A 22,467-nucleotide genomic window follows, 5' to 3' on the forward strand; every position below is an offset into this window, starting at 1 on the left:
CGCCTGCATCCGGGTGCCGGGGGGCGCCCACCATTCCAGTAGGGGTCACCATGAATTCACAACGCACGCATTCGGATTTGCTTGCGCGGCCTGTCCGCCACCGTCAGCGGCCACTGGCCGTCGCCTGCACCGCCGCCCTGTTCGGCCTGATCGTGGCCGGGGCCGCGTCGGCCCAGCAGGCACCGACGCAGCAGGACCAGGCATCCACCCCAACCGGCGCCCAGACGGCACCCGCGGCCAAGAAGGCCGACGCCACCGACAAGAAGAACAGGAAATCCGAGAACAGGGTGAGCAACCTGGACGCCGTCGTCGTCACCGGCATCCGCGCCAGCATCGAGAATTCACTGAAGGCCAAGCAGAGCTCCAACGACATCATCGAGGCGATCTCGGCCGAGGACATCGGCAAGCTGCCCGACGCCAGCATCGCCGAGAGCCTGTCGCGCGTGCCGGGCCTGGCCACCCAGCGTCTGAACGGCCGCGCCAACATGATCTCGATCCGCGGCCTGTCGCCCGACTTCGCCGGCACCACGCTGAACGGGCGCGAGCAGGCCACGGTCGGCGAGAACCGCGGCGTGGAATACGACCAGTACCCGTCCGAGCTGATCAGCGGCGCGGCGATCTACAAGACGCCCGACGCCAGCCTGATCGGCCAGGGCCTGTCCGGCACCGTCGACCTGCACACGATCCACCCGCTGGACCTGCCCAACCGCGCCTTCGCGGTCAACCTGCGCGGCGAGCACACCACCAACGGCGACCTCAACCCGGGCGGCGTGGGCGACATGGGCCACCGCGCCAGCATCTCCTACATCGACCAGTTCCTCGACCACACCCTGGGCATCGCGGTGGGCTTCGCCCATCTCGACTCGCCGATCCAGGAAAAGCAGTACCAGGCCTGGTGGTGGAGCGTGGACAACGGCAGCGCCGGCGCCGAGCAGAACTGGGGCGCGCCGCACACGCCGGGGCTGCCCGACAACGTGATCTCGCAGGAAGGCATGCAGCTGCGTGCGCAGTCGATGCGCCAGCGGCGCAGCGGCCTGATGACGGTGCTGGAATGGGCGCCGGGCGACCACTACCACTCCACGCTGGACCTGTACTACTCCAGCTTCGGCGACAAGACATTCAAAAACGGCGCGCAGTGGTCCAGCAACCCGTGGGACAACATCAGCTACTCCAACGTCGGCGTCACGCCGGCGCAACCCTACCCGGTGGTCACCTCCGGCACGATCAGCGGCATCGCGCCGATCCTGCAGAACGAGTACACCAAGGAACACGACAAGCTGTTCTCGGCCGGCTGGAACAACCAGTACGACTTCGGCAACGGCTGGGCGGCCACCGCCGACCTCTCCTACTCCAGCGCGAAGAAGAAACTGCACGACGCCTACCTGTTCACCGGCCTGGCCGGCGGCGCGTTCACCACCGTCGACTTCCGCACCCCGGTCGGCAACGGCTATCCCTGGTTCAACCCGGGCGTGAACCTGGCCGATCCCTCCAAGGTGGTCTTCACCGACCCGGACGGCTACGGCTACAACGGTCGCCAGGAACTCGACCACCAGAAGGACACCATCAAGGCGGTACGCATGGAGGTGAGCCACCCGCTGGGCTGGATCTTCAGCGACTTCACGCTCGGCGCGGACTACTCCGAGCGCACCAAGACCAAGCAGGCCAACGTGGACTTTGCCTGGCTCAACGGCAACGGCTCCACCCAGAGCACCTATAACAACCACTTCAGCGCGCCGGTGAACCCGGCCTACCTGTGGGCGCCGACCTCGCTCGGCTACGGCGGCATCCCCGGCGTGCTCAGCTACGACGTGCTGGCCGCGCTGACCAACCAGTTCTACTTGACCCAGCGCAATGGCCAGGGCGACTGGAGCCGCAACTACTCCGTGAAGGAGAAGGTGCCGGTCGCCTACGTCAAGCTCAATATCGACACCACGCTGGGCAGCGTGCCGCTGCGCGGCAACGTGGGCGTGCAGTTCGTGCGCACCGACCAGTCGTCGCAGGCGCTGCAGACCAACGGCGACACCCTGGTCGGGCGCATCAGCGACGGCGCCAAGTACAACAAGGTGCTGCCCAGCCTGAACCTGGTGGCCCAGCTCACCGACCGCCAGTACCTGCGCTTCGGCTTCGCCAAGACCATGGCGCGCGGGCGCATCGACGACGAGAAGGTGGCCACCTCCGCCGGCGTGTCAAAGATTCAGGACGGCCCCGCCGCTGGCCAGGTGCTGTGGTCCGGCAGCGGCGGCAACCCGAAGCTGAGGCCGTACGTGGCGGTCGGCACCGACCTCTCCTATGAGTTCTACTTCGGCAAGTCGAGCTACCTCGCCGTGGCGGGCTTCCACAAGAACCTGCTGAACTACATCTACAACCAGACCACGCTGAACTACGACTTCTCGCACTACACCAACGACAACCCCACGCTCACCCCGACCAGCAACATCGGTTCGTTCACCCGCCCCGCCAACGGCACCGGCGGCAAGATGGACGGCCTGGAGCTTTCCGGCGCGCTGGAAGGCGGCCTGCTGGCGAGCGCGCTGGACGGCTTCGGCGTACAGGCCAACTTCTCGCTGACCAACAGCTCGATCCCGACCAGCTCGATCTCCTCGATCCCCGGCGGTCCGGCCACCTTGCCCGGGCTGTCGCGCAAGGTCGCCAACCTCGCGCTGTACTACGAGAAGTACGGCTGGTCGGTGCGCGTGGCCGAGCGCTACCGCTCGTCCTTCACCGGCGAGGCGGTGGCGCTGTTCGACCAGCTCGGCTACACCAAGGTGCTGGCCAACAAGCAGACCGACTTCCAGCTCGGCTATGCGTTCTCCGAAGGCCGCTGGAACGGCCTCTCACTGCTGCTGCAGGTGAGCAACCTCACCAACACGCCGGACAAGACGGTGCAGGTTTCCGGCCTGCCCAACAACGTGCAGGTGGCGCGCCCGCTGGAATACGACACCTGGGGCCGCACGGTGATGCTGGGGTTGAACTACAAGCTGTAGGCGACCCGCAGCGACGCGAAAGCCATGAAACCCGGGGAGCGATCCCCGGGTTTTTCATTGGGCGCCCGCCACGCGGAAAGATGTTCGCCCGGGACCATCGTGGCCATACCCGATCAACCCACCCCGACCAGGACGGTGCCGTCGCGGATCTCCGCATGCCGGCCGCCAGCGCGGCAGATGCAAGCACGCGGGCCGTCGCGCATACTCGGGCATCGTTCAGCACACGCACAGGGAAATTCGAATGAGCACACCACGAGCACTCGGCTCCGCGGCGGCAGCCATGCTGGTCTTCTGCGCCGGCATCGGGTTGGCACACGCCAACACCATGGCCGACACCACCGCCGGGGCGCTACCCGAAACCATGGCCATGCTGAAGCATGCCATCAGCATCCCCACGGTCGAGGGCGAGCACCAGGTGCCGGTGCTGGCGGCCTATCTCGCGGACAAGCTCAAGGCCGCGGGCATCCCCGCCGGCGACGTCGAGATCATCCCGGTGGGCGAGACCGCCGCGCTGGTGGCGCGCTACCGCGGCACCGGTGAAGGCAAGCCGATCCTGCTGTCCGGGCACATGGACGTGGTGGCGGCAAAGCGCAAGGACTGGACCCGCGACCCGTTCACCCTGATCGAGGAGAACGGCTACCTCTACGGTCGCGGCACCGCCGACATGAAAACCGCGGTGGTGGTGCTGGTCGAAACGCTGATCCGGCTCAAGCGCGAGGGCTTCAAGCCGCGCCACGACCTGATCCTGCTGCTGTCCGGCGACGAGGAGACCGCGATGGCCTCGACCCGCGAGCTGGCGAAGCGCTACCACGACGCCGAATTCCTGCTCAACGCCGACGCCGGCGGCGGCACCCTGAACCCCGACACCGGCAAGCCCGCGCTGTACCAGATCCAGGCCGCCGAGAAGACGTATGCGGACTTCCAGATCAGCCTCACGTCGCCCGGCGGACACTCCAGCGAACCCACCGCGGACAACGCGATCTATCGGCTGGCGCGCATCATCGACCGCGTCGCCGGCTACCAGTTCCCGCCGCAGAGCAACGAGATCACGCTAGCCTCGCTGCGTGCGCTCGGCGCCCACACCCCCGGCCCGCTCGGCGCGGCGATGACGCAGTTCGCCGCCCACCCCGACGATGCCGCCGCCGCGGCCACCCTCTCCGCCGACCCCGCCTACGTCGGCCAGATCCGCACCACCTGCGTGGCGACCATGCTCAACGGCGGCCATGCACTCAACGCACTGCCGCAAAGCGCCAGCGTCAACATCAACTGCCGCATCTTCCCGGGCACGCCGGTCGCCAACGTGCGCGACACGCTGGTCAAGGTGATCGACGACAAGTCCGCCAGCGTCACCATGCTGCAGCCCCCGCCGGTGGCCAGCCCCGCCTCGCCGCTGCGCCAGGACGTGATCGCCGCCGTCACCGACGCCGTGCACCAGCGCTACCCCGGCGTGGAAGTGGTGCCCGGCATGTCCGCCGGCGCCTCCGACAGCATGTACTTCCGCAACGCCGGCGTGCCCAGCTACGGCATCGATGCCGCCTTCACCAAACCCGACGACACCTTCGCCCACGGCCTCAACGAAAAGCTGCCGGCGTCGGAAGTGGCCGCCGGGCTGGAGTTCTGGCATCGGGTGCTGACCCGGCTGGCGAAGTGAGAGGGCTGACGCTCAAAGCAATTCGGGCATACAAAAGATCACGCCCTATGGCAGTACGCTGCGCTGTCAGCGCAGCGTACTGCCATAGCCTATAAATTCTATAACTTATTGAAATTTCTAAAAATAACAAATCTTCCAGTGATGCTTTCTAGGTTGGCGATTCAATAACTATTCAATTTATTGGTTGACAAGGCGGGAGCCGCCTCGGAACATACGCAACCAGATGCCAAGAGCATCGGTAGTCGAACCGGGAATACCGGGCGACAAATCCTAAGGCCGCGCAAGCGGCCTTAGTTGTTTCTGGGGGGAAAATTTCGGTGCACATTTGCTACGTTGATGAGGCGGGATGTCCCGGCATGTTACCGTCAGCGACCTCCCAGGTGCAGCCAGCACTCGTGCTCGCCGGCCTGATGATCCCGCAGGAAAATTTGCATAACCTCACCGAGAGGTTTATGCGCCTGAAATTGGAGTTCAACCCCAAGATTCGCGGATCATCTCGCGCAAAGCACTGGCTCGACATCGTGAAGCATGAGATCAAGGGTTCGGATCTTCGCGGGGACGTGCGCAACAAGAATCGAAATCGCGTTCGCGCAGTATTTCGATTCATTGACGGGGTTCTTGGTTTGTTGGAAGACTGCGACGCCAAGCTAGTCGCACGTATGTACATCAAGGCACCAGGTTCACCGTTTCCGGGGCGCCGGGTTTACACGGCATCCATGCAGGCCGTGTGCGAAGTATTCCAGCATTTGCTGGAGTCACAGAATCGACAGGGCATGATCGTCGCAGACCATCGAACGGCGGCGTTGAACTCGATGGTCGCGCACTCGATCTTTACTCAAAAATTTAGGCAGGGCGGTGATGCGTACCCCCGTATAGTTGAAATGCCTACATTCGGACATAGCGAAAACCATGCGCCTTTGCAGATCACGGACCTCCTCTGCTCGGCCATCCTGTACCCCATGGCCACAAGCACCTACTGCGTTGGACATATCAAGAGTGTCCATGTGCAAGTGAAGGATCATCTGCTACGCGAGCGCTATGCAAACCGCCTGAAGGCGATGACTTACAGGTTCTACGACGGGCCGAAGCAACGCGGCGGGATCACGGTTCACGACGCGATTGAGAAGCGAGGCCCTGCCCTCATGTTCCAAGTAAGGACTGAGGAAACTCGGGCCAGAGGGCACTTTTGAGCAGCTGCTTCTGGCCGAACTGAGACATTCGCACACTCGCGAATGGCGTCCGAAACACAGGCCCTGGCGATCGGCTTTTCCGCCACCGCGCAGCGGTGGCGCACCGAGTGCGGGCCAGGATGGCGCGCTGCTCTACTGGGACCCCTGTGCGGCGGTGAGTCGGGGACGACAGGCCGCGCAGCGGGAGTCGATAGGAGGTCGACTCCTTTTCGCACGGGCAGGAGGCCCGTTCGAAAAGCCCGGCCCTGGCTCACGGACTTGCCGGGCAGGATGCCCGGCAAGCGCCAAGCGGGGTGGCCTTCTCTTTTGGTTACTTTTCTCTTGGCCACGCAAGAGAAAAGTGACTCGGCTGCCGCAGGCAGACGAAAGCTCTTGCCCTTCAGCTTTAGCCCTGCCAATCCGAGCCAACTCCCGATCCAAGCTACAATTACCGGTTCGCGCTCCCGCCGACCCGCACCCCATGCCGACCCATCTGCAAGAAACCCGCCGCCGCCGCACCTTCGCCATCGTCAGCCACCCTGACGCGGGCAAGACCACGCTGACCGAGAAGCTGCTGCTGTTCGGCGGTGCGATCCAGATGGCGGGGAGCGTGAAGAGCCGCAAGACGGCGCGGCATGCGACATCGGACTGGATGGCACTGGAGAAGGAGCGCGGCATCTCGGTGACCTCGTCGGTGATGCAGTTCCCGTACGAGGGCAAGATCGTCAACCTGCTCGACACGCCGGGCCACGCGGATTTCTCCGAGGACACCTACCGCGTGCTGACCGCGGTGGATTCGGCGCTGATGGTGATCGACTGCGCCAAGGGCGTGGAGGAGCGCACGATCAAGCTGATGGAAGTCTGCCGCCTGCGCGACACGCCGATCATGACCTTCATCAACAAGCTCGACCGCGAGGGCCGCTCGCCGATCGAGCTGCTGGACGAGGTGGAGTCGGTGCTGGGCATCGCCTGCGCGCCGCTGACCTGGCCGATCGGCATGGGCAAGCGGCTGAAGGGCGTGTACCACCTGGCACTGGACGAGGTGCACATCTTCGAACAGGGCAAGAATTTCACCCGGCAGGATTCGACCATCTTCCAGGGCCTCGATGCGCCCGGCCTGGCCGAGAAGATCGGCATGGACGCGATGCGCGAGCTGCGCGAGGAACTGGAACTGGTGCAGGGCGCCGCGCCCTCGTTCGACCTCGACGAATACCTGGCCGGCCGGCAGACGCCGGTGTTCTTCGGCTCGGCGGTGAACAACTTCGGTGTGCAGCTGCTGCTGGACTTCTTCGTCGAGCACGCGCCCAGCCCGCGCCCGCGCGCCACCACCACGCGCGAGATCCAGCCGGAGGAGGAGAAGCTCTCCGGTTTCGTGTTCAAGATCCAGGCCAACATGGACCCGGCGCACCGCGACCGCGTGGCCTTCATGCGCGTGTGCTCGGGCACCTACTCGGCCGGCATGAAGATGGTGCAGACGCGCACGAGCAAGGAGGTACGCATCGCCAACGCGCTGACCTTCATGGCCTCGGACCGCGAGATCGTCGAGACCGCCTACCCGGGCGACGTGATCGGCCTGCACAACCACGGCACCATCACCATCGGCGACACCTTCACCGAGGGCGAGCAGGTTTCCTTCACCGGCATCCCGAACTTCGCGCCCGAACTGTTTCGCCGCGCGCGGCTGCGCGACCCGCTGAAGATGAAGGCGCTGCAGAAAGGCCTGGCGCAGCTCTCCGAGGAAGGCGCCACCCAGTTCTTCCGCCCGCTGATGTCGAACGACCTGATCCTGGGCGCGGTCGGCGTGCTGCAGTTCGAGGTGGTCGCCTACCGGCTGAAGGACGAGTACAACGTCGACGCCAGCTTCGAACCGGTGACGGTGACCACCGCGCGCTGGGTGCACTGCGACGACCCGAAGAAGCTGGAGGAATTCCGCGAGAAGAACGCAATGAACCTCGCGCTGGACGCGGCCGGCGAACTGGTCTACATCGCGCCCACGCGGGTCAACCTGCAGCTGGCGCAGGAGCGCTGGCCGCAGGTGCGCTTTGCCGCCACGCGCGAGCATGCGGCCTCGGTCGAGGTGTGAACCTGACTTCCGGCCAGACGTGACGATCGTCACTGGAGGCCGTCGCGGACGGCCGCTAGCGTGCCGGACTACTCCAGCAGAGATGCTCCGCATGCCCAACATCACGGTCGCCTGCACCATGCCCGCCACGGCCCCTTCCTGGCAGCGCTGGCTGCTGTTCTCGCCGCTGGCGCGGATCGTGATCTTCGTCGCGATGTTCCTGGTCCTCAGCCTGGCGATGAACGCGCTGCTGCATGGGCTGGGCTGGCTCGGCAAGGACACTCCCGTCGCCATCCATGCCCTGGCGCAATGCCTGATGCGCGCGCTGCCGGCGCTGCTGGCCTACCTCCTGCTGCTGCGTTTCGTGGAACGCCGCCCGCCCGCCGAACTGGCCCCGCACCGGCTGCTGCCGGACGGCATCGCGGGAAGCGTCGCCGGCCTGTTGCTGTTCAGCGCGGTGGTCGGCGTGCTGTACCTGCTCGGCAGCTACCACGTCACCAGCACCAACCCGCACGCCCAGTGGCTGCCCGCCCTGCTGGTGGCGGGGCTGGGTGCAGGTGTCGGCGAGGAGATCATCGCCCGCGGGGTGATCTTCCGCATCGTCGAGGAAGGCCTGGGCAGCTGGTGGGCGCTGCTGGTCTCGGCGCTGTTCTTCGGCGCGGCGCACGTCGGCAACCCCGGCGCCACGCTGTGGAGCTCGGCCGCCATCGCGATCGAGGCCGGCCTGCTGTTCGGCATGCTCTACCACGTGACCCGTTCGCTGCCGGCCTGCATGGGCCTGCACGCGGCGTGGAACTTCGCCCAGGGCACGATCTACGGCATCCCGGTTTCCGGCACCCGCGCCGACGGCTGGCTGGTCTCCACCCGCAGCGGCCCGGACTGGCTCAGCGGCGGCGTGTTCGGCGCCGAGGCGTCGGTGGTCGCGCTGGCGTTGTGCCTCCTGTGCACGACCGGCCTGCTGATCGTGGCGCGGCGGCGCGGTTCGATCGTGCCGCCGGCCTGGCGCCGCTGAACAGCGGCCGCCGACCGCCGACCCTCACCCGGGGCATACGACAGGCGAGGGGGCAAACTGCGATGATGTCCGCATGCCGATGACCCGAACGTCCAACACCTGGCTGGCCGACCGGCCGCTGCAGCACAAGGTCGTGCTGGCCATCGGCCTGCTGCTGGGACTGTTCCTGCTGGCCAGCGCGATCACCCTGTACTCGCTGCGCCAGCAGGAGGACGACCGCCGCTGGTCGATGCACACCTACCAGGTGCTGCTGCAGCTGGATCACGTGCTGCAGGCGGTGCAGGCTAGCCAGGTAGGCGCCCGCGGCTACCTGCTGGTCCAGGATGCCGCGCAGCGCGATGCGTTCGACAATGCCACCCTGGATCTGGACACCCAGATCGTCCGGCTGCGCGAGCTGATGTCGGACAGCCCGCTGCAGCTGTCGCGCATCGACACGGTGGAGGCGATGGCGACGCTGTCGCAGCGCGAGTTCCGCAGCGAGGTGATCGACGCCATCACCGGCCCGGGCACGCTCGACCCGGCGCAGGCTGCAGCGCAGCGGCTGCGAATCCAGTCCGACTACCTGCAACACCGCAGCATCAGGGTGAAGGACATCAAGGACATCATCGGGCAGATGACGGTTGACGAGAACCGGCTCTTGATCACGCGCAACCAGCGCCTGGACCGGACCCTCGCCATCACCCGCGTGGTCAACCTCGTGGCGGCGCTGCTCGCGATCCTGTTCGGCGTGGCGGTGATCCGGTTGACCCTGCGCCTGGTTACCCGTCCGCTGCGCGTCCTGACCGACCAGCTGACCCGGCTGGCGAACCACGACCACGAATTCGAGATCCACCGGCTCGAACGCCGCGACGAGATCGGCGAGATCGTCCGCGCGCTGCAGGTCTTCCGGCAGATGTCGGTGGACACCCAGGCGCAGACCTGGATCAAGGAACAGGTATCAGGCATCTCCCACCTGCTGCTGCAGGCCACCACGCACAAGGAGTTCGCGCAGTGGCTCACCAGCGAACTGGCGCCGCTGTGCAAGGCCGGCGTGGGCCTGTTCTACTCGTACGACGACGCGCGCCTCCGGCTCGACCTGCTCGGCAGCTACGGCCTGCGCCTGGGCAATCGTTCGGCCGACCATTACATGCCGGGCGAGGGACTGGTCGGGCAATGCGCGCTCGAACGCCAGCCGATCATCCTGGACAACGTGCCCGCCAACTACCTGCACATCGACTCCGGCAGCGGCGAGGCGCTGCCCAGCCATCTGGTGATCATGCCGGTGCTGTACCGCGACACCCTGATCGGCGTGCTGGAGCTGGCCGGTTTCACCCCGCTGAGCCCGCTGGTGCGGCAGATGCTGGACGAACTGCTGCCGCTCGTGGCGCTGAGCCTGGAGAACCTCAACCGCACCGCCAGCGCGCAGGATCTGCTGCAGCGTACGCAGGAGCAGGCCGACGAGCTGCGCGTGTCCGAGCTGGTGATGCGCCAGCAGAAGGAGGTGCTGCGCGACAACAACGACGCGCTGCAGGCGAAAACCGCCGAGCTGGAGGAGCAGTCCCAGCGGCTGATCGCCTCGGAGGAGGAACTGCGCGTCCAGGCCGAGGAGCTGCAGGTATCCAACGAGGAATTGCGGGAGATGACCGACAGCCTGAACCGGCAGAAATACGTGCTGGAGGATCTGCAGCAGGAAACCGCCGAGAAAGCCGCCGAACTGGCACGGGCCAGCCAATACAAGTCCGAATTTCTCGCCAACATGTCGCACGAGCTGCGCACGCCGCTGAACAGCCTGCTGATCCTATCGCGCAGCCTGGCTGACAACGACACCGGCAACCTCGACGAGGAACAGGTCGAGTCGGCGCGGATCATCCACGACGCCGGCAACAGCCTGCTGCACCTGATCAACGACATCCTCGACCTGTCCAAGATCGAGGCCGGCAAGATGGAACTGGTGATCGACGAACTGCCGCTGGCCGAACTGGCGCAGCGGCTGCGCCGCACGTTCGCCCATGTCGCCGCGCAGAAGTCGCTGGCGTTCGCGCTGGAGATCGAACCCGGCCTTCCGGCGATCCTGCGCACCGACGGCGCCCGCCTGGAGCAGATCGCCAACAACCTGCTCGGCAATGCCTTCAAGTTCACCGCCACGGGCGCGGTGCGCGTGCACGTCGGCCGCCCCGACGACGCGGTCGACGTGCCCGATCCGCTGCGCGGCCAGCTGCTGCTCGCGCTCAGCGTCGACGACACCGGCATCGGCATCCCCGCCGACAAGCTCGACCGCATCTTCAATGCGTTCGAGCAGGTGGACGCCAGCACCAGCCGGCAGTTCGGCGGTACCGGCCTGGGCCTGGCGATTTCACGGCGGATGGCGCGGATGCTGGGTGGCGACCTGGTCGTGCGCAGCGAACCAGGCCAGGGCAGCCGCTTCACCGTGCTGTTGCCGCAGACGCCTCCGGCGATCGCGCCGGCCGGCACGCCGGAACCCGCTGCCGCGCCCGACCGGCCGGCCAGCCCGCCGTGCATCGCTGCCGACCAGCCGGTGACGGCCGGCGGCGAACTGGCCGGCCATCGCGTGCTGCTGGTGGACGACGACATGCGCAACCTGTTCGCGCTGTCCAGGGTGCTGCGCGGCTGGGGCATGCAGGTGAGCCTGGCGCAGGACGGCAACAAGGCACTGCGCATGCTGGCCGAGGAGGCCATGCCGGAGTTGCTGCTGATCGACATCATGATGCCGGGCATGGACGGCTACGCGATGATCCGCACGCTCCACGCGCAACCGCGCTACAGCACCCTGCCGATCATCGCGCTGACCGCCAAGGCGATGTACGGCGATCGCGAGAAGTGCCTGGCGATGGGCGCCAGCGACTATCTGTCCAAGCCGATCGACCTCGACCATCTGGCGGCCACCCTGCTGGCGTGGCTGCGACGTTGAACACGACGGCATTCACACCCGCCGCCGGCTGCAGGGGTTAAGGTAACTCCGGGCCCGCCTCCTGGTGAATACGATGCTGCCGAAGGTCCTGGTCGTCGACGACACCGCCGCCAACCTGGTCGCCATGCGCCGGCTGCTAGCCAACAGCGGCGCGCAGCTGTTTGAAGCACGCAGCGGCAACGAGGCGCTGGCATTGTGCCTGGATCACCACTTCGCGCTGATCCTGCTCGACGTCAACATGCCCGACATGGACGGCTTCGAGGTTGCCTCCCTGCTGGGTGAGGCCGAGCACCTGCGCGACACGCCGATCATCTTCGTCACCGCCGCCTACGCCGACGACATGAACCGGCTCAAGGGCTACCGCTCCGGCGCGGTCGACTACATCGCCAAGCCGATCAACGACGTGATCCTGCAGTCGAAGGTACGCGTGTTCCTGGAACTGTATGCGGCGCGCGCCAAGCTGCAGCACGCGCTGGACCAGCTGGCCGAGCGCAACCAGCAACTGACCCGGGAGATCGCCGAGCGCGAGCTGATGGAGGCGATGGTTCGCCATCAGGCCCACCATGACATCCTGACCGGCTTGCCGAACCGCATCCTGTTCCACGACCGCCTGCGTGGTGCGATCCAGCGTGCCAACCGCCACCACAGGCGCTTCGCATTGGCGTGCATCGACATCGACGGCTTCAAGCACGTCAACGACAACCATGGCCACGCCGCCGGCGATGCCTTGCTGCAGGAAATCGCCGCGCGGCTGTCGGCACATTTGCGCAGCAACGACACGGTGGCCCGGCTGGGGGGCGACGAATTCGCGCTGGTGCTGGAGGACATCGATGAGCCACAACTGGCACTGCAGCTGTGCGGAAAGTTGTGCGCGGCGCTGGGTGAACCCTATGCGCTGAGCGTCAACGGCCAGCCGATCGAGGTATGCGTCGGCGCCAGCATCGGCATCGCGCCCTATCGGCCGAACGGGCGACCCGACGCCGACGAGCAGCTGATGCTGGCGGCCGACCGCGCCATGTACACGGCCAAGCGCAGCGGCAAGAACCGCTGCGTGCTGGCGGACTGAGCGGAGGCACGCGGTGCGCTCAGGTGTGCTTGCGCGGCGACACCCACATCAGCACACGCGCCCGGAACACCGCCTCGCCCGCGTCGTCTACCACCTCCACCTTCACCGGCCACTCGTGGCCGTCGCCGGACACGGGCGCGGCCGGCTCCGGCGTGGCGACGCCGTGCATCGTACCGACGGCTTTTCTCAGGTATTCGACCGCCATGCCCTTGGGAATCCAGCGCATGTCGGCCGGGATGGTGGCGTCGGTCATCACCCCGGCGGCGAGCTCGGCCAGGTTGCACAGCGCGATCGCATGCACGGTGCCGAGGTGGTTGTGCACGCGGCGCCGGTCGCGGATGCGCACTTCGCAGCGCCCCGGCTGCAGCGCCACGAAGCGCGGCGCGATCGTGGCAAAGTACGGCGCCTTGAGGCAGACCAGGCGCGAGAAGATCCAGTGGCCTGCCGGCCAGCGCGTGATGCGGCGGTACAGCGACAACACCGAAGCACTCATCGATTGCTCCCGGGAAAAGAACCGGCCCGCACGGCGGGCCGGTCGGTCGATTTACGCGGCATCCGCCCGCGTCTTGAACGCGCGCAGCTCGTCCGTGTCGAAGTCGTCCACCGAGATGAACTCGAACACGCCCTCGCGCACGCGCTTGAGCAGGTCCGCCTCGGCTTCCGAAATCATCCCGGCCCGCTGCGCCTCGGCCAGCTGGCCCAGGTAGTCGTGCGACCTGAACTGCCCCGCCTTCAGCGCCTTGCCGAACTTGCGGTCGACCGGCTCGGCGGCGATCACGTCGGGCAGCAACGCCTTCATGCGGCCGATCGTGTTGTTCGCCGTCGGCGTGGTGTAGACCCAGTCGGTGAGGCGGTCGAGCGCGTCGTTCGGCGCGGTGAGCAGTGCAGCGACGCGGCGGCCGAGGCGATCCGACGGCGGCACGTCGCGCCGGCCCAGCGGGAACACCAGCGCACGCAGCAGCCACGCCACCGGGCGCACCGGGAAGTTGCGGATCGCGCCGTCCAGCGCGTTCTGGATCAGCCACATGCACTCGTGGAAACCCCAGGCCAGGAACGGGCGATCCGCTTCCGGCCGGCCGGTGTCCTCGTAGCGCTTGAGCATGGCGCTGGCGATGTACAGGTAGCTCAGCACGTCGCCCAGGCGCGCCGACAGCTTCTCCTTGAACTTCAGCTTGCCGCCGAGCACGCCCATGAACACATCGGCGGTGAGCGCCAGCGCGGCCGAGTAGCGATCGAGCTTGCGGTAGTAGCGGCGGGTGTAGGTGTCGCCGGCGGTTTTGCCAAGGCGCGCGCCAGAGAGGCCCATCGCGAAGCTGCGCACCGCGTTGGAAATGCCGAAGCCGACGTGGCCGAACAGCAGCCGGTCGAACGTCTTCAGCTGCTCGCCGCGGTCGGCGATCGACAGCGCCTGCATTTCCTTCAATACGTACGGATGGCAGCGGATCGCGCCCTGGCCGAAAATCATCAGGCTGCGCGTCATGATGTTGGCGCCCTCCACCGTAATCGCGATCGGTACCGCCGACCAGCCGCGGCCGGCGTAGTTCTTCGGGCCCAGCTGCACCGCCTTGCCGCCGTGTACGTCCATGCTGTCGCTGGCGATCCGCCGCGCCCACTCGGTGGCGTGGTACTTGGCGATCGCCGACGGCACCGCCGGCTTCTCGCCGCGATCGACTGCGGCCGCGGTGGCGCGCGACAGCGCGGCAGTGGCGTAGGTGAGGCCGCCGATGCGCGCCAGTGCTTCCTCCACGCCCTCGAAGCGGGCTACTGCCAAGCCAAACTGCTTGCGCATGCGCGCATAGGCGCCGGTGGCCAGCGCCGAAGCGCGCATGCCGCCGGTAGCGTTGGACGGCAGCGAGATCGCGCGGCCCACCGACAGGCATTCGACCAGCATGCGCCAGCCGTGGCCGGCCATGTGCGGGCCGCCTATCAGCACCGACAGCGGCGCGAACACGTCCTTGCCGCGCACCGGCCCGTTCTGGAACGGGATGTTCAGCGGGAAGTGGCGGCGGCCGATCTCCAGCCCCGGCGTCGAACGCGGCAGCAGCGCCAGGGTGATGCCGAGGTCTTCCTTGTCACCGAGCAGGTGCTCGGGGTCGAACATGCGGAAGGCCAGGCCGACCACCGTGGCGATCGGCGCCAGCGTGATGTAGCGCTTGTCGAAGCTGAGCCGGATGCCGAGCGTCTCCACGCCGTCGACGACTTGCTTGCAGACGATGCCCGTATCCGGAATCGAGGTGGCGTCGGAACCGGCGTACGGGCCGGTCAGCGCGAAGCAGGGAATCTCCTCGCCCACCGCCAGGCGCGGCAGGTAGTGGTTCTTCTGCTCCTCCGAGCCGTAGTGCAAGAGCAATTCGGCCGGGCCCAGCGAATTGGGCACGGCCACGGTGGAGGACACCGTCGCCGACATGGTGGACAGCTTCTGCAGCACCGCCGAATGCGCCAGCGCGGAGAACTGCAGGCCGCCGTACTGCTTCGGAATGATCATGCCGAAGAAGCGGTTCTTCTTGATGAACTCCCACACGTCCGGCGGCAGATCGGCCAGCTCGTGGGTGATCTGCCAGTCGTCAATCATCCCGCACAGCTCTTCCACCGGGCCGTCCATGAAGGCCTGCTCCTCCACGGAGAGCTCGGGCTTGGGCTGCTTCAGCAGTTCGTGCCAGTCCGGCTTGCCGGAGAACAGCTCGCCCTCGAAACCGACCGTGCCGGCCTCCAGCGCGGTCTGTTCGGTCTCGGACAGCTGCGGGGTGACCTTGGCGAACAGCTTCAGCAGCGGCAGGCTGATCCGCTTGCGGCGGAAGTCCACCAGCAGCAGCGGCAGCGCGATCGCCAACTCGATGAGCAGCAGGATCGTGGTGGTCCACGGCGCGTGTGCGATCAGGCCGACCACCAGCGTGGCGACGAGCGTGGCGATCGCCCAGGTGCGCAGGCTGCTGCGGTGATAGGCGCAGGCGCCGGAGGCCAGCAGCGCCGCCAGCAGGGTCAGTATCACGGACATCTCAACACCTCATTGCGATGGAACGGCACCGGCGACACGCCGGCCGGCGGGTAAGGGAGCAAGACCCAGCGCGAAGCGCGCGACCTCGAGCGTGAAGGCATCATTCGCGTCGCCGGCCACCATGTGGGTGGCGTGCGCCAGTTCCACATGCTGCGCATGCGGCACCAGTTGCAGGAATTCGTCGACGGTGGTGCGCGACACCACGTCGCTGCGCGCGCCGGACAGCAGCAGCACAGGCACCTCGATCTTCGTCGCGGCGGCGAGCAGGCGCGGCTGGTAACGCTCGCTCTCCTGCACCAGGTCGCCGGCCAGCAGGGCCGGATCCCAGTGCCAGCGCAGCCTGCCGTCGACGCCTTCGCGCAGCAGCGGGCGCAGTTGCTGCTCGCTCTTGCGTTCGCGCCGCTGGGGCAGGTACGCGGCGATCTGCTCGGCCGCTTCGGCGTAATCCGCAAAGCCGTCCGGATGCGCCTGCATGAAGGCCAGGATGCGTTCCACGCCGCCGGTTTCCCAGCGCGGCGTAATGTCCACCAGCACCAGCGCCCGGAACGGCGCCGGACGCGTTTCGCCGGCCAGCACGATGCCCAGCAGGCCGCCCATCGAGGCACCGACCAGGATCGGCGGCTGCGGCTGCGCCGCGGCCAGTTGCAGCAAATCGTCGGCAAACTGATCCATGTGGTAGCTGCCGCCGGGCACCCGGTCGCTTTCGCCGTGACCGCGCGCATCGAAGGTGACGCAGCGGCAGCCGGCCTGGACCAGCGCCGCGGCCGCCCCGTTCCAGGCGCCACGGGTCTGGCCGAAACCGTGCGCGAACAGCAGGGTCGGATAACCATCCGGGCAACGCGTCTCCACCGCCAGACTCAGGTCGGCGGTGGCAAAGCGGCTGATCGCCGCGAACGCGGGGGTATCGTTAACCATACGGAAGAGTATGGATTGCCCCGGCGAGCGGCGTCAACCATGCGCCATGCGTTCTGCAAGCGGGCCGGGGAAAAGCCCCCGCATTCAAGAAAATTGACGTTTCGCATTACAAATGTGCGGGGTGCCGCTACCATACGCACATGAATGTCAGTAGCAAGCCAGAACGCACCCGGCTGTCGGCCGAAGATTGGGAACTCGCCGCCCTGCAGCTGATCGCCGAACAAGGCGTCGGTGCGCTCGCGGTGGAGGCGCTGGCACGCCAGCTGGGCGTGACCAAGGGCAGCTTCTACTGGCACTTCCGTACCCGCGAAGCGCTGCTGCATGCGGCGCTGGAACGCTGGGAGCAGTACGGTGAACGCGAGGTGCTGGGCCAGATCGAGCAGATCGCCGATCCGCGCCAGCGCCTGCCCGAACTGTTCCGCCGGGTCGCGCACGAATTGCAGCCGCACCGCGTCTATGCCGCGCTGCTGAAGGCGCTGGACCACCCGCAGGTGGTGCCGGTGATGGCCCGCGTGTCGCAGCGGCGCATGGAATTCCTCACCACCGCCTATCGCGAAGCCGGCCTGCCCCCCGGCGAGGCGCTCAACCGCGCACGCCTGACCTACGCCGCCTACGTCGGTTTCCTGCAGCTGAACTTCACCCTGGGCCTGCCGCGGCTCAACCTCGAGGAGTTCGACACCTATGTCGAACACATGATCGCGACCCTGATTCCGGCCTGAGCCAGCTCCATGGAACACCCCGAACGGCGCCATCTGGCGCCGTTTTTGTTGCGCGGAACCTTGCAATACCAGTGTGCGCAAACTACCGTGCCAACTCCTTTTTTCCACAAGACCTTAGAGGGCACGATGGCCAGCAAGCTGGAATCGCTTGATCGTTGGGTGGCCGAAGTGGCGGCGCTGACCCGCCCTGCCCGGATCCACTGCTGTGACGGTTCGGACGCCGAGTACCAGGCCCTGGTGCAGCAGATGCTGGCCGACGGCACCTTGATCGAACTGAACCAGCGGACCCATCCGGGCTGCTACCTGCACCGCTCCCATCCCTCCGACGTGGCCCGCGTCGAGCACCTCACCCTGGTCTGCCACCCGGACGAGGAAGACGCCGGCCCCAACAACCACTGGATGGACCCGGCCGCGGCGCACGCGAAGATCGACGCGCTGTTCGACGACTGCATGGAAGGCCGCACGATGTACGTGATCCCGTACTGCATGGGCCCGATCGACTCGCCGCTGGCGCGCTGCGGCGTGGAGATCACCGACAGCCCGTACGTGGTCGCCAACATGAGGATCATGACCCGCATGGGCGCCGCCGCGCAGGCGCGGATCGAGCGCGAGGGTTCGTTCGTGAAGGGCCTGCACTCCGTCGGCGAACTCGACCCGGAACGTCGCTGGATCATGCATTTCCCGGCCGAGCTCACGATCAAGTCGTACGGCTCCGGCTACGGCGGCAACGCGCTACTGGGCAAGAAGTGCCACGCGCTGCGCATCGCCAGCCATCAGGCGCACAGCGAAGGCTGGCTGGCCGAACACATGCTGATCGTCGGCATCGAGAACCCGCGCGGCGAGACGCACTATGTCGCTGCCGCCTTCCCGTCCGCCTGCGGCAAGACCAACCTGTCGATGCTGATTCCGCCGGAAGGCTACCTGCGCGACGGCTGGAAGGTATGGACGGTCGGCGACGACATCTGCTGGATGCACCCCGGCGCGGACGGCCGGCTGTACGCGATCAACCCGGAGGCCGGCTTCTTCGGCGTGGCGCCGGGCACCAGCGACGCCACCAACCGCAATGCGCTGAAGAGCATCTCGCACGACACCATCTTCACCAACGTGGCCGTCACCGCCGACAACCAGCCCTGGTGGGAAGGCCTGCCCGGCACGCCGGTCACCGACTGGCAGGGCCGCCCGTATGACCCGGCCAACGGCCCCGCCGCGCACCCCAACTCGCGCTTCACGGTCAGCGCGAAGCAGTGCCCGACCTGGTCGGCGCAGGCCGAGGTGCCGCAGGGCGTGCCGATCAGTGCAATCGTGTTCGGCGGCCGCCGGCCCTCGCTGCTGCCGCTGGTGATGGAAGCGCGCGACTGGACCCACGGCGTGCTGATGGGCGCCGCGATGGGTTCGGAAACCACCGCCGCGGCCACCGGCGCGGTCGGCGTGCTGCGCCGCGACTCGATGGCGATGAAGCCGTTCTGCGGCTACCACTACGGCGACTACTTCGCGCACTGGCTGTCGCTGGACCGACCCGGCGCGAAGCTGCCGAAGATCTTCCACGTCAACTGGTTCCGCAAGGGCGCCGACGGCAAGTTCCTGTGGCCTGGCTTCGGCGACAACCTGCGCGTGCTGGAGTGGATGATCGACCGCGCCGAAGGCCGCGCGGGCGGCGTCGAGACGCCGATCGGCATCCTGCCCGGCGAGGGCGAGCTCAAGCTGGACGGGCTCGGGCTCGACCGCGCCGGGCTCGACGAACTGCTCGACGTGGACAATGCCCTCTGGCAGGCCGAGCTGTCCGCCATCGACGAGTACCTCGCGAGCTTCGCACCGCGCCTGCCCGAACGCCTGCGCCGGGAGCAGCAGCGCGTGGCGCAGGCACTGGAGGACGATGCCGGGCAGTCGCGCCGCGAAGCCGTCGCCTCCTGAGCCGTGCCGCCCGCGGGCGGATCCACCGCGATCCGCCCGCGATGCCTGCGGCTCCGCCACTGCGGCGCCCGTTCCAACCCTTTCGCGCCACGCCGCATCCAAGCTGGCAAGATGACCGCCGCCTGTCCTGCCCTTGGAAGCTCCATGTCGCCTGCCTCAGCGGGAGCCAACGACAGCGATGACGTGCGCGCCGCGGCCGCCGGCGACCGCCGTGCGTTCCAGCGGCTGTACCAGCTGCACGTGGGCCGCGTGCATGGTGCGGTGTACCGGCTCGCCGGCTACGACCATGCCCGCGCCGAGGACCTGACCCAGGATGCGTTCGTCCGTGCCTGGCAGAAGCTGCCCGGCTTTCGGCACGAGAGCGCGTTCGGCACCTGGCTGTACCGGCTCGCGGTCAACCTGGCGCTGATGGACATCCGCGCCCGCGGCGCCGACCCGGTGAGCATGGTCGACGACGAGCACCTGCCGGATGCCGGCGAAACGCCGTTCTGCGCGGCCGAGCGCGAGGAACTGGAACACGCCGTCGGCAAGCTGCCGCCGCGCGCCCGCGCCGTGCTGGTACTGCACGACATCGAAGGCTGGAAGCACGAGGAAATCGCAACCGAACTGGCGATGGCCGTCGGTACATCGAAAGCGCAGTTGCACCGCGCACGCGGCCTGTTGCGCAAGGCATTGGGAGAAAGCTCATGAACGAATTCGAATGGCGCCGGCAACTGCGCGGCCTGCGCCAGCCGCTCGCACCGCCGCGCGACCTGTGGGCCGCGATCGAGGCCTCGCTGGACGAGGCCGGCCAGGGCGATCCGCACATCGCCGCCACCGGGGCAGCTCCCGGCCGCCGCTGGCTGGGCGTCGCCGGTCTCGCCGTCTCGCTGCTGCTGGCCGGCGGCCTCGGCTGGCACCTGCGGCAAGTGCCGGCGGTCACGCCGCTCGCCACCGTCAGCCCATACCCGACGAGCTGGAAGCCGTCCGACCCCCGCCTGGCCGGCGCCGCCATCGAGCTGGATGCCGCGCGGATGGAACTGCAGCTGGCGATCCGGCAGGCACCGGATTCGCCGGCGCTGCAGCGCCTGCTCGGCCGCACCGAACGTCAACAGGCGCAGCTGCGCCAACTGGCCGGCCAGGCCGGATGAGATCCACAGGAACGATCATGAAAACCGCCCGCTACCTTCCCCTGCTGCTGTGCTTCTGCATCGGCCAGGCCCTCGCCGGCACGCCGATCCAGCTGCGCCACGACGCCACCCCGACCGCGCGCATCAGCATCAGCAATATCGCCGGCACGGTGAACGTGACCGCCTGGGACCGCAACGAGGTGCAGGTGGGCGGCCGCCTTGGCGAGGGCGCCAAACCGCTGGCGATCAGCGGCAGCAACGGCAACCTCGAGATCAGGGTCGAATCGCAGGGCGGCTCCGGCCGGTTCAACTGGGGCGGCGACAGCAAGATGGCGCCCACCACCCTGGAACTGCACGTACCCAGGGCGGCCTCACTGGAGGTCAGCGTGGTCAGCGCGCCACTGGTCATCGACGGCTTGAACGGCGGCAGCATCCAGGTCAACACGGTCAGCGGCAAGGCACGCATCAATGCACGCACGCCCTCGCTGAAGGTGGACAGCGTCAGCGGCGGCATCGAGCAGGCCGGGCGTGCCGAACAGGCCGAACTGCAGACCGTCAGCGGCGACATCCTGGCTCCTGCGCTGGGTGGCACCGTCAGGCTGCAGACGATTTCCGGCCATATCCAGGCCAACGGCGGACCCTGGCAGAAGCTCACGCTCAGCACGGTGTCCGGCGACGTGCAGCTGGCCGGCGCACTGGCGGCCGGCGGCAGCCTCGGCATCGACAGCATGAGCGGCAACGTGCAGTTGCTGCTGCCGGCGAACACTTCCGGCAGCCTGCACGCCAGCAGCTTCAGCGGCAACCTGCGTAGCGATTTTGGCACCCCCACGCAACCCGGGCACGGCCCCGGCAGCTCGCTCGACGTCCGCCTCGGCGATGGCCGCGGCAAGGTCAACATCGAGACCTTCAGCGGCGACCTGCGCGTGCGCAAGCAGGGCTGAGCGCCGCCGCTGCCGCCGGAAACGAAAACGCCGTCGCGGTTGCGACGGCGTTTTTCATGATGGGCGGGAACAGGTGGGCCGGCCGCTCAGAGATCCTGGTGATACTGCACGTAAGGCGTGCGTGACTGGTCCGGCTCCGGGCCAGCCGGCGTATTGGCCGGGGTGCCGGACGACCACAGGTTCTGCGCGCCGACGCTCAGCGAGCCGCGCCACGGCAAGCGCCAGGTCACGCCCAGGTCGATGCTGTTCCAGCGCCGGTCCGCGTTCAGGCTGCCGGGAATGCCGGCCTGCGGCTGCATCGTGCGGCCGATCAGCACGCCGCTCAGCGGGCCATGGTCGACGCCGAAACTCAACGCCTTCTGGTCCAGCGTATTGATGCCGAGCAGGTTGCCCGGCAGCAGGTGGACGCGGCCCACGCTGGCGCCCACATCGATGCCGCTCTTGCTGCCCAGCGCCAACCGGCCATGCGCCTTCAGCTGCGAGCTGCTGTCGAAATCGGACAGCCCGTCGACACCCGGCGCCGCACCCGGCAGTACGCGCGGCAACACCGCATTGTTGTCCGGCGCCCTGCTCGCGCCCACGCTCACGCCCACGCTGTAACGGCCGGCATCGAACGTGGCGCCCACTTCGCTGTCGAGCACGCGCAGGTTCGAATTGGCCCACGAAAGCTCGCTGATCTCGGCGTGCGCCTGCAACTGCGGACCCAGCCCATATTGCAGGCCGGTCGTCGTCACGCCGGTGGCGTCCACCACACGCGGGGCCAGCTGCGCATTCCTGCCCAACGCTTCGCCGCCGGTGCTGCGGTCCGCCTTGAGCGTCAACAGCTGGCCGTCGGTACCTCGCCACAGCGGCACCACCGTACCGGTTCCGCTCACCTGCCCGGTCGGCCGCGCCAGCAGCTCCTGGGCCGTGGCATTGTCGGCGCCCACCGACTGTCCTGCCGCCGCAAACGGCAGCAGGAGAATCAGCAGCAGGGCAGACAGGCGACGCATGAATTTGAACCCGTGGATCTCGGTGAAGGGACA

At 67.5% G+C, this 22,467-nt stretch carries 16 protein-coding genes; 12 read left to right on the top strand and 4 right to left on the bottom strand.

What is annotated here, in order from left to right:
* Positions 1-50: 50 nt before the first annotated feature.
* The 7 genes from AC1Q5A_RS02285 (at position 51) to AC1Q5A_RS02315 (ending at position 12,852) form a co-directional block, all read left to right on the top strand.
* Positions 51-2,984 carry a TonB-dependent receptor gene (locus AC1Q5A_RS02285; RefSeq protein ID WP_492697842.1) on the top strand — a complete coding sequence of 978 codons (2,934 nt, stop codon included), beginning with the start codon at positions 51-53 and terminating at the stop codon, positions 2,982-2,984.
* A gap of 241 nt (positions 2,985-3,225) precedes the next feature.
* A complete protein-coding gene (locus AC1Q5A_RS02290) occupies positions 3,226-4,635 on the top strand; it encodes a M20/M25/M40 family metallo-hydrolase (RefSeq protein WP_492697844.1) in 1,410 nt (469 codons plus the stop codon).
* Between the two features lie 317 nt (positions 4,636-4,952).
* On the top strand, positions 4,953-5,825 hold the full coding sequence (locus AC1Q5A_RS02295; protein ID WP_492697845.1) for a DUF3800 domain-containing protein: 873 nt from the start codon (positions 4,953-4,955) through the stop codon (positions 5,823-5,825).
* A gap of 460 nt (positions 5,826-6,285) precedes the next feature.
* A complete protein-coding gene (locus tag AC1Q5A_RS02300; protein ID WP_492697847.1) occupies positions 6,286-7,887 on the top strand; it encodes a peptide chain release factor 3 in 1,602 nt (533 codons plus the stop codon).
* A gap of 91 nt (positions 7,888-7,978) precedes the next feature.
* Positions 7,979-8,878 carry a CPBP family intramembrane glutamic endopeptidase gene (locus tag AC1Q5A_RS02305; RefSeq protein WP_492697849.1) on the top strand — a complete coding sequence of 300 codons (900 nt, stop codon included), beginning with the start codon at positions 7,979-7,981 and terminating at the stop codon, positions 8,876-8,878.
* Between the two features lie 73 nt (positions 8,879-8,951).
* Positions 8,952-11,786, top strand: coding sequence for an ATP-binding protein (locus AC1Q5A_RS02310; protein WP_492697851.1), 2,835 nt, complete (start codon positions 8,952-8,954; stop codon positions 11,784-11,786).
* 73 nt (positions 11,787-11,859) lie between these two features.
* Positions 11,860-12,852, top strand: coding sequence for a diguanylate cyclase domain-containing protein (locus tag AC1Q5A_RS02315; RefSeq protein ID WP_492697853.1), 993 nt, complete (start codon positions 11,860-11,862; stop codon positions 12,850-12,852).
* A 19-nt stretch (positions 12,853-12,871) separates the two neighbouring features.
* Here AC1Q5A_RS02315 and AC1Q5A_RS02320 read toward each other — a convergent pair whose 3' ends face one another.
* The 3 genes from AC1Q5A_RS02320 to AC1Q5A_RS02330 are packed head-to-tail and all read right to left on the bottom strand — an operon-like array spanning position 12,872 to position 16,762.
* Complete coding sequence (locus tag AC1Q5A_RS02320) at positions 12,872-13,345, bottom strand: hotdog fold domain-containing protein (RefSeq protein WP_492697855.1); 474 nt, start codon at positions 13,343-13,345, stop codon at positions 12,872-12,874.
* A gap of 51 nt (positions 13,346-13,396) precedes the next feature.
* The gene (locus tag AC1Q5A_RS02325) at positions 13,397-15,847 is read right to left on the bottom strand and encodes an acyl-CoA dehydrogenase (RefSeq protein ID WP_492697856.1); all 2,451 of its coding nucleotides are present in this window, start codon (positions 15,845-15,847) and stop codon (positions 13,397-13,399) included.
* 9 nt (positions 15,848-15,856) lie between these two features.
* A complete protein-coding gene (locus tag AC1Q5A_RS02330) occupies positions 15,857-16,762 on the bottom strand; it encodes an alpha/beta fold hydrolase (protein ID WP_492697858.1) in 906 nt (301 codons plus the stop codon).
* 140 nt (positions 16,763-16,902) lie between these two features.
* Here AC1Q5A_RS02330 and AC1Q5A_RS02335 point away from each other — a divergent pair, with 140 nt between their 5' ends.
* The 5 genes from AC1Q5A_RS02335 (at position 16,903) to AC1Q5A_RS02355 (ending at position 21,442) form a co-directional block, all read left to right on the top strand.
* Positions 16,903-17,481, top strand: a complete 579-nt coding sequence (locus tag AC1Q5A_RS02335; protein WP_492697860.1) for a TetR/AcrR family transcriptional regulator — start codon at positions 16,903-16,905, stop codon at positions 17,479-17,481.
* 126 nt (positions 17,482-17,607) lie between these two features.
* A complete protein-coding gene (locus tag AC1Q5A_RS02340; protein WP_492697862.1) occupies positions 17,608-19,392 on the top strand; it encodes a phosphoenolpyruvate carboxykinase (GTP) in 1,785 nt (594 codons plus the stop codon).
* 144 nt (positions 19,393-19,536) lie between these two features.
* Positions 19,537-20,082 (top strand): RNA polymerase sigma factor, encoded by a 546-nt coding sequence (locus AC1Q5A_RS02345; RefSeq protein ID WP_492697864.1) that lies wholly within the window; start codon positions 19,537-19,539, stop codon positions 20,080-20,082.
* Entirely contained in the window at positions 20,079-20,522 is a 444-nt protein-coding gene (locus AC1Q5A_RS02350; RefSeq protein ID WP_492697867.1) for a hypothetical protein, read from the top strand. Before AC1Q5A_RS02345 ends, AC1Q5A_RS02350 begins: the two co-directional genes overlap by 4 nt.
* Before the next feature lie 17 nt (positions 20,523-20,539).
* The gene (locus AC1Q5A_RS02355) at positions 20,540-21,442 is read left to right on the top strand and encodes a DUF4097 family beta strand repeat-containing protein (RefSeq protein WP_492697869.1); all 903 of its coding nucleotides are present in this window, start codon (positions 20,540-20,542) and stop codon (positions 21,440-21,442) included.
* Between the two features lie 86 nt (positions 21,443-21,528).
* Here the strand turns inward: AC1Q5A_RS02355 and AC1Q5A_RS02360 are convergent, their stop codons facing one another.
* Entirely contained in the window at positions 21,529-22,434 is a 906-nt protein-coding gene (locus tag AC1Q5A_RS02360; RefSeq protein ID WP_492697871.1) for a hypothetical protein, read from the bottom strand.
* Positions 22,435-22,467: the final 33 nt, after the last annotated feature.

It is taken from the genome of Rhodanobacter sp. GW835-FHT13D09, from assembly GCF_058793995.1.